Genomic DNA, 11,573 nt, shown 5'->3' with positions numbered 1-11,573 from the left:
TGCGGGAGCGGCTCGTTTTGTATATTTTTTGTCTACATTGCAATAGGATTGTGTACTCATCGGGATCGGCCGAGATGGTCAACTCAGGGGATGGCGAGCTTGGGAATTGAAGATCGCGCGATGCTGGACGTGCCGGCCGCCACCAAGAAAAGTCGCAGTGATTTCATCGCCGAACAGCTCGAAGAGGCTGTGATCAACGGCGAATTTCCGGCGGGCTCCCGGCTCGATGAAGCCTCCATCGCCCTGCAGTTCGGCGTCTCCCGCACGCCCGTCCGGGAAGCACTGCATATCCTGTGCGGCCGCGGGCTGGCCGAGCGCGAGCCCTATAAGGGCGTGGTCGTGACGCAGATTTCCACGGAGCGCATCGACGAGATGTTCGAGGCGATGGCCGAGCTCGAGGCGACCTGCGGCCGGCTCTCCTCACACCGGATGACGATGCGGGAGCGGGCCGAACTCGAAAGCCTGCACCGCCAGATGAATGCGCTGGCCGACGATGGCGACCTCGATGGCTACACCGAGCTCAACACGCAGTTTCACAGCCTGCTCTTCCAGGGCAGCCATAACAGCGACCTGATCGCGGTTGCCCAGACGCTACGGCTGAAGCTCGCGCCCTTCCGCAAATTCCAGCTCAAGGACAAGGGACGCATCAAGCGCTCCTGCCGCGAGCATCAGCAGATCGTCGACGCGATCCTGGATCAGGACGCCAAGACTGCGGAAAACGCGCTGCGCCGCCATCTCGTCTCGGCGGCCCAGGAAGTCCTGATCAAACGGCAGCGTCAGGAAGACGAGGCCGTCGCCAAGAATGCGCTCTGACGCGCTCTGAAAGGTACGTTCCAAATGACTGATAGCATTGAGAAAGAGGCGATCTGTGCGGTGATCGCCACGATGCAGGCGGCCTGGAACCGCGGCGATTTCGCGGGCTATATGGCTGGCTTCGCCAATCCCGATGTGATCTTCGTCTCGCGCGGCCGCATCCAGAAGGACTGGCAGGGAACGCTCGACCATTACATCGCCGATTATGGCGGCGGGCCGGGTTCGCAGGGCGAGCTCGCCTTTTCGAACATCCGCATCGAGATGCTGGGGCCCGATGCCGCCCAGTTGATCAGCGACTACAAGCTGGTGCGCGCGGCGGGTAACCAGACCGGCGTCAACACCCGCCTGATGCGCAAGCGCGACAATGGATGGGTCATCGCCCTCAACCACGTCTCGCAGATCGAAAGCAACACGCAGGCGGGAAAGGCCCCTGGGAACTAACCCGGATGCGGCCGACCGTCGGAGCCGAGCACGGGTCGCGGCGTGAACAGCGCCGCGCCGCCCAGCCGAGTGTCACGCAGCCAGTACGGTAACAGGCGTTCCGGGGGCGACGCGTGCGTAGAGATGCACGATATCCTGATTGATCATCCGGATGCAGCCCGACGAGACGTTGGTGCCAACACTGTAGGGCTCCAGAGTGCCGTGAATTCGGTAGCCAAGATCCCGACCTTCCCCGAAAAGATACAGGGTACGCGCGCCCAGCGGACTATTGGGGCCACCGCGCACGCCAAGGCCCCTCGGCGTCTTCTCGAGCTGGGCCTTGATGGCTGGCTCACGCTCAATCATTTCGCGGGGCGGAACCCAATCGGGCCAGTCCCGCTTCATGTTGACCCGCGCCAAGCCGGACCAGGCGAAGCCCTCACGTCCAACACCGACGCCGTAGCGGGTCGCAACGCGGGGCGTTTCGACGAAATAGAGATGGTAAGAGGCCGGATCGGCGATGATMGAGCCCGGGGCCTCCTCTCGCGTAAGCTCGACGGTCTGGCGCAGATAGGCCGGATCAACCTTTCGATAATCCACCGTCCGGACCGCAAACCGCTCACCTGGATAATCCGTATAGACTTCGGCGTAGATCGGCCGCGCCAATGTACGCGTCGGGCTCGCTCTGGCTGGGGAAACAGCCGGCAGGCCGACGCTGCTTCTCGTGCCGCATCCCGCGAGCCCGGCAGCGGCAAAGGTCAAGGCAGACATGGTAAAGCAACGGCGGGTCGGCATGGATGTCTCTCAGGCAAGGCTTTGGAGAAACATGGACTTAGATCGTTAGGGCGACGTTAAGCCGACTCAGGAGGGCGAAGCCGCTGTGGAGCGAGGAGGCGGAAGCTGAAGAACCAAGCCTCCAGCCAGCTTGCCGCCCAAGGCATCGCACGCTATTCCCGGTTGAATACAGCGCCTCGATGCCGATCCGGCATCCCGGCATTGCACGTCCGACGCTTCATCGGCTTGCGGGAGGATAGTCATGAGATCGCGCGTCCCGGCTCTTCTCCTCGCCTTGTTGCTTGCGCCGCTGATGGCGACGTCCGGCCATGCCGAGCGGATCGTCACGGACCAGCTAGGGCGGACGGTGACGCTGCCCGACACTGTCTCGCGGGCCGTCGTGCTCCAGCACCAGACGCTCAATCTCGTCGTCCAGATGAACGCGACCGGCAAGCTCGCCGGCATCCTCGACCAGTGGAAGCAGCAGCTCGGCGCGAACTATGTCCGCCTTGCTCCCGAGCTCGCAAAATTGCCGATGCCGGGCGGCCTGACCAAGCTCAATATCGAGGCCCTGCTGCAGCTGAAGCCCGACGCGGTCTTCGTCACCAACTACGCGCCGGCGGAGATGATCGGCCAGATCGAGAAGGCCGGCATTCCCGTCATCGCGATCTCGCTGCTGAGCGCACCGCCGGGCGAGGCGACCAAGGTCAGCCCCGTCGTCGCCGATGAGCAGGCGGCCTATGAGAGCGGTTTCGCCGAGGGCGTCAGGCTGGTCGGTACCGTGCTCGACCGCAAGGACGAGGCCGAGGCGCTGGTCGCCTATGCCCAGGCCAAGCGCAAGCTGGTCGCACAGCGGCTCGCTTCGGTCGCGCCGGGGCAGCGCGTCAGCGCCTATATGGCCAATCCCGACCTCAACACCTATGGCTCGGGCAAATATACCGGCATCATGATGAACCGTGCCGGCGCGGCCAATGTCGCCGCCGCCTTGCAGGGCTTCAAGCAGGTGACGATGGAGGATGTCCTGAAATGGAATCCCGCCGTCATCTTCGTGCAGGAGCGCTATCCTGAGGTGGTCGAGGAGATCCGGCGCGCCCCGGCCTGGCAGCCGATCGAGGCGGTCAAGGCGGGCCGCATCTACCTGATGCCGGAATATGCCAAGGCCTGGGGCTATCCCATGCCCGAGGCGATGGCGCTGGGCGAGCTCTGGATGGCCAAGAAGCTCTATCCCGACCGCTTCGCCGATATCGACATGCAGGCCGAGGCGGACGCCTATTACAGGCGCTTCTACCGCACCGGCTACGATTCTTTCCATTGACGGCGGGGGCCGACCGCCGCGTGGCGCGCACAAGACGTCGCGCCGCCCCCGGCCTTGTTCTGGCGCTTCTTGCAGGCGCGCTCGTGCTCGTCCTGCTGGTCTCGCTCGGCATCGGCCGCTACGGCATTTCACCGGCCCGTGTCGGGCAGATCCTGCTCGCATTCGACGGCACGGATGCGATCGAGCGCCATGTCGTGCTGACGGTCAGGCTGCCGCGCGTCCTGACCGCGCTTGCGGCCGGGGCGGGGCTGGCCCTGTGCGGGGCGGCGCTGCAAGGGGTGTTCCGCAACCCGCTGGTCGGCCCGCATATCATCGGCGTCTCGACCGGGGCGGCCTTCGGCGGCACGCTCGCGATCCTGCTGAGCGGGCCGCGCGGGCTCCTGCTGCTGCTCGCCTTTCTCTTCGGCATGCTGGCCCTGCTGATGGTCTACGCGCTGAACGCGCTGGTGGCGCGGCGCAACATGCTGGTCCTGGTGCTGGCGGGCGTCGTCGTCAGCGGCTTCTTCGGCGCCCTGGTGAGCCTGGTGCAATATCTCGCCGACGCCGAGGAGAAGCTGCCGCGCATCGTGTTCTGGCTGCTCGGCTCCTTCGCCACCGCCGATTACGACAAGCTCGCGCTGATGCTGGGGCTGCTTGCGCCGGGCGCCGTCCTGCTCCTGCTGCTGCGCTGGCGCATCAACATCCTGTCGCTGGGCGAGGAGGAGGCACGGGCGCTCGGCGTCCGGACCGAGCCGACGCGCTGGCTCGTGCTGACGCTGATCGGGCTGATCGTCTCGGCCCAGGTCGCGGTCAGCGGCGTGATCGGCTGGATCGGCCTCGTCATCCCGCATCTGGCGCGGATGCTGGTCGGCCCCGACCATCGCGCCCTCATGCCGGCGGCGATGCTTGCCGGCGGTCTGCTCATGGTGCTGGTCGACGATGTCGCGCGCAGCTTGAGCCAGAGCGAGATCCCGCTCGGCATCCTGACGGCGCTGATCGGCGCGCCTGTCTTCGCCCTCGTCTTCCTGCGCGCCACCGGCTCGGAGCGCGGCCATGGCTGAACCCCGCATCCGGGCCGAGCAGGCCGGCCATTCCTATGACGGCCGGCGCTGGCAGTTCCGCGCGCTCGACCTGACGGTTTCTGCGGGCGAGATCGTCGCGGTGCTCGGCCCCAACGGGCGCGGAAAATCCACGCTGCTGCGCGCCATCGCCGGGCTGATCGCGCCCAATGCCGGCCGCATCGCGGTCGGGGACGCCGTCGGCTTCGTGCCGCAGGCCTTCATGCCGGCCTTTTCCTACAGCGCGTTCGAGATCGTGCTGATGGGGCGAACGCGGCATGCCCCGCTGCTGCGGGCACCCGGCCGACGCGACCGCGAGATCGCGGCCGCCTGCCTCGCCGAACTCGGCATCGCGGCGCTGGCGGAACGCGCCTTCACGTCGCTCTCCGGCGGTGAGCGGCAGCTCGTCCTGATCGCCCAGGCGCTCGCCGGCGAAACACCGATCCTGCTGCTCGACGAGCCCGCCGCCGCGCTCGACCTGCACCATCAGGACGAGGTCATGGCGCTGATCCGCACCATCTGCGACGACCGGCAGCTCGCAGTGCTGTTCACGACGCATCATCCCGACCACGCCCTCGCCATCGCCGACCGGGTGCTGCTGATGGGCGACGACGAACGGCATCTGATCGGCCCCACKGCCGAGACGATGACGGAGGCCCATCTCGCGGAACTCTACAAGGTGCCGGTGCGCCTTCTGCGCTTTACAGCCGAGGGCCGGGAACTGACTGCCTTCGCCCCGGTTTTCCGCAGTCAGGTCTTGCGCAGCCGGGTCTTGTGCGACCAGGTCTTGCGCGACCAAGTCTTGCACGGCGGCAAGCCGGTTCCGGGAGACCGCCATGCCAAGTGAGGTCGCCGCCGCCGATCCCGTCAGGCTCTATGCCGCGGGCAGCCTGCGCCGCGCTTTCGGGGAGATTCTGCCGCTGTTCGAGCAGGCCCACGCGATCCGTGTGGAGGCGCTCTTCGGCCCGGCCGGACTGCTGCGCCAGCGCATCGAAGCCGGCGCGGCGCCCGATGTCTTCGCGTCCGCCAATCTGGACCATCCCCGCCGATTGTTCGAAGCTGGCCTGTTCGACGAGCCGATCTGCTTTGCCCGCAATCCGTTCTGTGCGGTCGTCCGCCGTAATTTCGGCATCCAATCCGCCGGGCTGATCGACGCCATGCTCAATCCGGCGCTCATGCTCGCGACCTCGACGCCGGGCGCCGACCCATCGGGCGATTATGCCGAGATGGTCTTCGCGCGGATCGACCGGCTGCGGCCGGGCGCCGGCGCGCTGCTTGCCGCCAAGGCTCGCCGGCTGCTCGGCGGCGGCTTTGCGTCAGAGGTTCCGGCGGGGCGCGCGCCGGCCGCATGGCTGATCGAGACGGGACAGGCCGATATCGTCCTCGGCTACCAATCCGGCACATGGGGGCTTGATCCCTCCGGCCCCTGCGCGCCCGTCGATCTGCCCCAGGGCTGCGCGGTGACGGCGTCCTATGGTCTGGCCGTCGCGCGCGGGACCGGGCAGCGCGGGTATGGGCTTGCTGCCTTCCTGACAGGCGGTGAGGCCGGGGCGCTGCTCTATCGCAATGGCTTCATCGCCCCCAACCACGTTTCGCAGAGCCAGACCATCCACACCGGTGCGAAGGCACCGGCTCGCGAGTGAAAGGATGAGCCGGAGCATGTCTCACGGCACCACCCTGCCCTGTCGCCATTGATACGCCGCGGCGCCCGCGACAGGTCGCGGTCAGGGTCGGGCAAGGGCCAGCCTCGCACGAGCGGAAAGCGTTTTTTCACGCGCTGAAAGCCGGCCCCTATCAGACCCAATGGCAGCGGCGGATGCGCCTGCCAAAGCTGTCGCGATGCACACGGCAGAGCTGGCGCCGATGGCGGCGGTGATGTCTGCGATGCTGCGGCGGGCGGTGATGCCGGCGATCCCAATCCGAACCACGCTGTTGGGCCCAATCCAATGGCGTTCCGTCCGGAAGCGTCAGATCAGACAGATCTGCGTTTGGCGCCTCGGGCGCCTGGAGCCGTGGGGCGGCCTGCGCGCCCTGGGGCCGCAAAGCGAGGGCCAGGCCAAGACTCATGCCCAGAAATCCGGTGAGGAATGCCCGGCGTTCCGCCTCCTGATGCGAGCCAGTGGCCTCACACAGTGCCATTGAGCTCGAGGCGGCCTGATCTGCCGCCTCCTCGGGAACGCGTGGGGAACACGTGGCCGCCCGATTTGTTCGGCACTGAGGCTCACGAAGACGATGCGGTCAAACCATAAGAGCCTTGTTCACGTTGATGGCGCAGCGATCTCAACCGTGCTCATGGCGTGTCGGTATGTGTCCAGTTGCAGCGTCATGTCCACGCGGTCCATGCCCGGCGCAAAGCCGTCCGGTACGCGGGTGGTTTCGACGAAGCTATAATGCGCGAAGAACCCGCAACTATACTGGGTGGTCTCGATGATCACCGTCTCGAACACCGGTTCCGCGGCGATCTGCGCCAAGCGTTCGCTCAGCAGGCGCTCGCCCAGCCGTCGACCGTGCAGGTCGCCCCGCACCATGCCCCAGCATAGGAAGGCGACCGAGGGGTCTTCGCCCCCGCCGGCATAGCCGCCGCAGCCCAGCGCCTCGCCGTCCATCGACTCCAGCATGAAATAGGGCCCCGGCATGTCGTCGAGAAAGGTGAGGAAATCGGGCCTCTCGGCCGCTGCGAAGTAGCGGGGCACATTGCTCTCGAACAGCGCCAGCCCGAGTTCACGGTCCTCCATCCGCCACGGGCGCAGGCGCAACCTGGCGCCCGGTGCGTTCGGGTTCAATTGGGCGTGACGGATCCTGGACATGAGCAAACCTCAACCGTGAAGACAGGCCTCGCCGCGCACTGACACCCGTGGACGGCGAAATCGTACAGGGCCAGTCGATAATGGCGCGTGTTTGTCGGCCGCATCGCTCAACTCATMCTGCCCCACAGCTATTGCTGGCCTCCCGAAAACGGGGCCCCGAGAATCGCGCATCCGGCCGGCCGAGGGATTGATGGTGGCGATGATGCCGGTGTCGCCGATCTCGGCAGACAGGAGCGACCGAGGTGGCGTAGCGTGGTCCGCCTCTGCCAGGGTCGAACGCCCCCCAGGCTCGAAACCCCGCCCGCCGCCCCCCTCTTTGACCGGCGCTCGGAATAATGGCCATGGTCGCCGTGAGCTAGGAGCCCCTGCCCATGTCTTCCCTGCCCAAGCCTTGCCTGCCCAAGTCTTCCGTGACCAGGCCTTCCCCGCCATGACCCAGCACGTCCTCCTCGCCGGCAGCACCGGACTGGTCGGCAGCCTTGTCCGGGCCCGGCTCGCCGCACGTCCCGACATCGATCTCGTCAGCCTCGTGCGCCGTGGAGCGTCCGCGTCCGGGCATGAGGTCGATTTCGAGCAGCTCTACGAAACGCCCGAGGCGTTCCTGAAGCCACTTGCGCCCGACGGCATCGACGTCGCGATATCCTGTCTCGGCACGACCATCCGCACGGCGGGGTCGCAGCCGGCCATGTTCCGCGTCGACCATGATTATGTGCTCGCCGTCGCCCGGGCTGCGCGAGCGCTTGGGGCCCGGCAGTTCATCCTGGTGACCGCCGTGGGCGCCGGCGGCCCCGGCTTCTACCTGCAGACCAAGGGCGCCATCGAGCGGGCGGTCACCGATCTCGGCTTTGCGCGGGTCGACCTGATCCGGCCCGGTTTCCTTCTCGGCGGGCGCGCGGAGCGGCGCGTCTGGGAGGCGATCGGCCAGCGCATCTTCGCGGCGCTCACCCCGATCATGCTCGGCCCGCTGTCCCGCTACGGGGCCATCCCTGCGGAAACGGTGGCGGACGCGATCGTCACGCTCATCGGCAATGCCGCGCCCGGCCGGCACCTGCACGAGAACGCCGAGATGCGTCGGCTTTCCCAGGCGACGCGAGTCAGCGGATAGAGGCGGGCCACGCCGCCCCGTGAACGCCATCCGGGTCGCCCCGCGGCAGTGTCAGCATCTGCCGCAATGTCGGAGATGGCTGCCAGGCTGACACGCCATCGTCATGCCTGTGGGATCTCTGCCGATCCACTCCAYAGGTCGAAGCCCGCTGACCCCATGCAATTCAGTTTCGTTGAGCCCAGCGATCCATCGGCGCCGCCACTGATCCTGCTCCACGGCTCCGGGGGCAACGAAACGGACATGCTTCCCGTCGCGGCAGCTGCAGCTCCGAGCGCGGCTGCATTCTMGCTGCGCGGGGCGGTCGCATGGGAGGGCGGCCATGCATTCTTCAGGCGCCTGCCCGATCGAAGCATCGACGAAGACAGCATCCGGGCCGAAGCGCCGGCTCTCGGAGCCTTCATGGCAGAGATCGTCGCAAGGCATCCTGGCCGGAGCAAACCGATCCTGGTCGGGTTCTCTAACGGCGCGATCATGACTGCCGCCCTGGTGATGCTCTTTCCCGATCTGGTCAGGGGAGCCGCGCTGCTGCGCCCGCTTTCGCCGTTCGCGACGCCAGGGGAAACACGATTGCCGGCCACGCCGGTGCTCGTCGTCGATGCGACCCATGATGCTCGCAGGCGGGCGGAAGACGGTATCGAGATGGCGGCGCAACTGCGTCGCGCAGGGGCGATTGTCGATCACCAGAGCCTGAATTCCAGCCACGCCCTGACCGGTGATGATCTCGCACTGCTGCGCGGCTGGTTGGCGAAGGTCGTTTGACGTCCGCTAAGGGGCCGAAAGTCCCCGTTGGCCTCCGTGGCCGGAGACGCCGGCCGATCGGCTCCAGACACTGCCCCCTTGAGGTCCTGGCCAAGACCCTGTCCGGTTCGAGCGCAGAAACCGCCGGCACTGGCTGCCCGCTAGCGCCCTCCCCAGCCGACCTGATTACCAAGAACTGGCGCACGCTCGTTCGCGCCGGAGAGAAGATCCGTTCCGACGAGGACGGGCGCCGCTCGGAGATCGACGCGGCAGTGCTGGCCGGCTGCTTGCAAGCGCGAAACGTCTGGAGTGAGTGATTGCTGACGCTGTCGAGAAGCACTAGCCTCTTGCGACGTCGTCCAGCGTTCGTGGAAATGAAGTGCCAGCAGTCACCATCACCGCGGCGATGGCCCACCGGTTGAGCCACTTCGTCGGTTGAATCCCTCGTAGACGCACGCCGATCGCGCGTCGAAGCGCGACGCCGAGCAGAAGGAGCCCTCCCATGCTTGAGCTCTTGTTCTGCTCGCTTCTGACGATCCTGCCCGACTACCTGTTTCGCCGCTACGGTCAGGGCCGTCGGATCGGCAAGGAGATCACGCTCTTCTCGGTCTGGTTCGAACTGCGCTGGGGCATCACGGCTTGCGCGATGCTGACCGTCGGGTTGATCACGGTGGTCTTCTACAATCATCCCTCGACCACGAACGCGACCCTGTTCTTCAGGGCCGTGCCGATCATGCCGGAGAACAGGGGAAAGGTCGCCGAGGTCTTTGTCGGGCTCAGTGGCAGGGTCGAAAAGGGCGCGCCGATCTTCCGTCTCGACAGCAGCGCGCAGGAAGCGGCAGCCGAGACCGCCCGCCGCAGGATTGCCGAGACCGAGGCAGCGCTTGTTGTCGCCCGGTCCGACCTCGCCTCGAGTGAATCCAAGATCCAGGAGGCGAGGAGCGACCTCCAGCAGGCACAGGACGAACTGCGGACCAAGCAGGAATTGATGCGACGGAACGCGAATGTCGTCGCGCAGCGTGAGATCGAGAGGCTGGAGGTCCGCGTCGCCGGGCGAGAAGCCGCTGTGAACTCGGCAGCCGCGGCGCGCGATACCGCGCAGATCCGGATCTCGACGCAGCTTCCGGCAGAGAGGGATAGTGCCCAGGCGGACCTGGCTTTGGCCCAGATCGATATCGACAAGACGGTGATCCGGGCCGGCTTCACCGGCCGTGTCGAACAATTTGCGCTTCGTGCCGGCGATCTCGTCAACCCGAACATGCGCGCGGGCGGCGTCCTGATCCCCGAGGAGGCCGGGCGCTCCTCCCTGCAGGCCGGCTTCTCCCAGATCGAGGCGCAGATCATGAAGGTCGGCATGGTTGCCGAGGCCACCTGCGTCTCAAAGCCCTGGGTCATCATTCCGATGGTGGTGACCGGGCTGCAGGATTTTATCGCAGCTGGGCAGTTTCGCGGCGGCGAGCAGCTGATCGATGTTCAGCAAATTGCCAAGCCCGGCACGATCCTGACATTTCTCGAGCCGCTCTATCCCGATGGGCTCGACGGCGTGACGCCGGGCAGCAGCTGTATCGTCAATGCCTATTCGAGCAACCATGATCGCATCGAGGCGAAGGACACCGGCTCAGTCAAAAGGGTCGCTCTGCATGCGGTCGACGCGGTCGGGCTCGTTCATGCCATGATCCTGAGGATCCAGGCGCTGCTGCTACCGATTCAGACACTGGTTTTCTCCGGACACTGATCCGGCAGCGCAAACCGCCGATCGGCGCCCTTACGGTTTCCGTCGAGCGGACATCAGAAACTCTCCGCGCCCGACAGGTGGAAACGCCGCGGCGCTGCATGGATCCGGTTTCCGCGCGTGAGGGCCGCTGAGTGATACTCGCGCCTGTACCTGTTGGGCGCGCATTGGAGCTCTACCCGAAAGCTGACATTCCTGATCGTGGGGGTGACTGCTGCTCCCGACCCAACAGAGACGTTTGCGGCGAGGCCGGTGACGGACGAAGTTTGGCTAGGCCCGACCCTCAGAATGTCCCTTCCTGGGGCATCGAAGCGCCAATGGATCCGTGCGCTACTGCCCCAAGGTACAGTAGCACGCAGCCCTGCTATCCCGGTAAATCGGCGCGGCCGCCATTTTGAATAAATTCTTAAGGTGCCCGCGGAGGCCCATGGGCACGAGGTGCGGCCACAAGCATCATCCTGGAGGGTCGGACATGAAGATTGGTCGACGCGAATGGCTTGGTCTCTCTGCGAGTATCGCCATGCTGACCGGGGCGAGTCTCCCTGCGATAGCGCAGCAACCTCAGCCCCAGCAGCAACAGCGGCCTAACATACTCGTGATCATGGGCGACGACGTAGGCTGGTTCAATGTCGGGGCCTACCACCGGGGTATCATGTCCGGGAAGACGCCCAACCTCGACAGGCTGGCGGCGCAGGGAATGATGTTCACGGATTACTATGCCGAAGCCAGTTGTACCGCCGGCAGGGCAAGTTTCATCACCGGCGAAATCCCCTTGCGCACGGGTTTGACCACCGTCCGGCGAAATCCCCTTGCGCACGGGTTTGACCACCGT

The 11,573-nt window shown here is 66.0% G+C and carries 12 protein-coding genes; 10 read left to right on the top strand and 2 right to left on the bottom strand.

The window, feature by feature from the left end; genetic code table 11:
- Window positions 1-99 precede the first annotated feature (99 nt).
- Together AC1DJT_RS27360 and AC1DJT_RS27355 are read left to right on the top strand one after the other, a co-directional pair.
- Window positions 100-813, top strand: coding sequence for a GntR family transcriptional regulator (locus AC1DJT_RS27360; protein ID WP_441507362.1), 714 nt, complete (start codon window positions 100-102; stop codon window positions 811-813).
- A 24-nt stretch (window positions 814-837) separates the two neighbouring features.
- Window positions 838-1,254, top strand: coding sequence for a nuclear transport factor 2 family protein (locus AC1DJT_RS27355; RefSeq protein WP_441507361.1), 417 nt, complete (start codon window positions 838-840; stop codon window positions 1,252-1,254).
- 72 nt (window positions 1,255-1,326) lie between these two features.
- Here the strand turns inward: AC1DJT_RS27355 and AC1DJT_RS27350 are convergent, their stop codons facing one another.
- Entirely contained in the window at window positions 1,327-2,028 is a 702-nt protein-coding gene (locus tag AC1DJT_RS27350; protein WP_476835271.1) for a L,D-transpeptidase, read from the bottom strand.
- A gap of 241 nt (window positions 2,029-2,269) precedes the next feature.
- Here AC1DJT_RS27350 and AC1DJT_RS27345 point away from each other — a divergent pair, with 241 nt between their 5' ends.
- From AC1DJT_RS27345 to AC1DJT_RS27330, 4 genes are read left to right on the top strand one after another with little or no spacing between them, the layout of a single operon-like run.
- Complete coding sequence (locus tag AC1DJT_RS27345) at window positions 2,270-3,322, top strand: ABC transporter substrate-binding protein (protein ID WP_441507359.1); 1,053 nt, start codon at window positions 2,270-2,272, stop codon at window positions 3,320-3,322.
- Between the two features lie 20 nt (window positions 3,323-3,342).
- Window positions 3,343-4,362 carry a FecCD family ABC transporter permease gene (locus AC1DJT_RS27340; RefSeq protein ID WP_476769336.1) on the top strand — a complete coding sequence of 340 codons (1,020 nt, stop codon included), beginning with the start codon at window positions 3,343-3,345 and terminating at the stop codon, window positions 4,360-4,362.
- Window positions 4,355-5,206, top strand: a complete 852-nt coding sequence (locus tag AC1DJT_RS27335) for an ABC transporter ATP-binding protein (protein ID WP_441507357.1) — start codon at window positions 4,355-4,357, stop codon at window positions 5,204-5,206. Before AC1DJT_RS27340 ends, AC1DJT_RS27335 begins: the two co-directional genes overlap by 8 nt.
- Complete coding sequence (locus AC1DJT_RS27330) at window positions 5,196-6,002, top strand: substrate-binding domain-containing protein (protein ID WP_441507356.1); 807 nt, start codon at window positions 5,196-5,198, stop codon at window positions 6,000-6,002. Before AC1DJT_RS27335 ends, AC1DJT_RS27330 begins: the two co-directional genes overlap by 11 nt.
- A 615-nt stretch (window positions 6,003-6,617) precedes the next feature.
- On the opposite strand, the gene AC1DJT_RS27325 is transcribed toward AC1DJT_RS27330, so the two are convergent.
- The gene (locus AC1DJT_RS27325; RefSeq protein WP_441507355.1) at window positions 6,618-7,166 is read right to left on the bottom strand and encodes a GNAT family N-acetyltransferase; all 549 of its coding nucleotides are present in this window, start codon (window positions 7,164-7,166) and stop codon (window positions 6,618-6,620) included.
- A gap of 430 nt (window positions 7,167-7,596) precedes the next feature.
- Between AC1DJT_RS27325 and AC1DJT_RS27320 the strand changes: the two genes are divergently transcribed.
- From AC1DJT_RS27320 to AC1DJT_RS27305, 4 genes are all read left to right on the top strand, one after another.
- Complete coding sequence (locus AC1DJT_RS27320; protein WP_441507354.1) at window positions 7,597-8,271, top strand: NAD(P)H-binding protein; 675 nt, start codon at window positions 7,597-7,599, stop codon at window positions 8,269-8,271.
- Window positions 8,272-8,670: 399 nt separating this feature from the next.
- Window positions 8,671-9,030, top strand: coding sequence for an alpha/beta hydrolase (locus AC1DJT_RS27315; RefSeq protein ID WP_476835270.1), 360 nt, complete (start codon window positions 8,671-8,673; stop codon window positions 9,028-9,030).
- Between the two features lie 481 nt (window positions 9,031-9,511).
- On the top strand, window positions 9,512-10,744 hold the full coding sequence (locus AC1DJT_RS27310; RefSeq protein WP_441507352.1) for an HlyD family secretion protein: 1,233 nt from the start codon (window positions 9,512-9,514) through the stop codon (window positions 10,742-10,744).
- Between the two features lie 469 nt (window positions 10,745-11,213).
- A partial coding sequence (locus tag AC1DJT_RS27305) for a sulfatase-like hydrolase/transferase (RefSeq protein ID WP_476835269.1) occupies window positions 11,214-11,573 on the top strand: 360 nt, incomplete at its 3' end.

The sequence above is a fragment of the Allobosea sp. 05T422_2 genome (genome assembly GCF_056396265.1).
This window is presented reverse-complemented; position numbering and strand designations above follow the sequence as displayed.

Coding starts and splice junctions, on each gene's coding strand:
- AC1DJT_RS27325 (WP_441507355.1), bottom strand. CDS start 7,166: ATGTCCAGGATCCGTCACGCCCAATTGAACCCGAACGCACCGGGCGCC.
- AC1DJT_RS27345 (WP_441507359.1), top strand. CDS start 2,270: ATGAGATCGCGCGTCCCGGCTCTTCTCCTCGCCTTGTTGCTTGCGCCG.
- AC1DJT_RS27315 (WP_476835270.1), top strand. CDS start 8,671: ATGGCAGAGATCGTCGCAAGGCATCCTGGCCGGAGCAAACCGATCCTG.
- AC1DJT_RS27355 (WP_441507361.1), top strand. CDS start 838: ATGACTGATAGCATTGAGAAAGAGGCGATCTGTGCGGTGATCGCCACG.
- AC1DJT_RS27320 (WP_441507354.1), top strand. CDS start 7,597: ATGACCCAGCACGTCCTCCTCGCCGGCAGCACCGGACTGGTCGGCAGC.
- AC1DJT_RS27310 (WP_441507352.1), top strand. CDS start 9,512: ATGCTTGAGCTCTTGTTCTGCTCGCTTCTGACGATCCTGCCCGACTAC.
- AC1DJT_RS27330 (WP_441507356.1), top strand. CDS start 5,196: ATGCCAAGTGAGGTCGCCGCCGCCGATCCCGTCAGGCTCTATGCCGCG.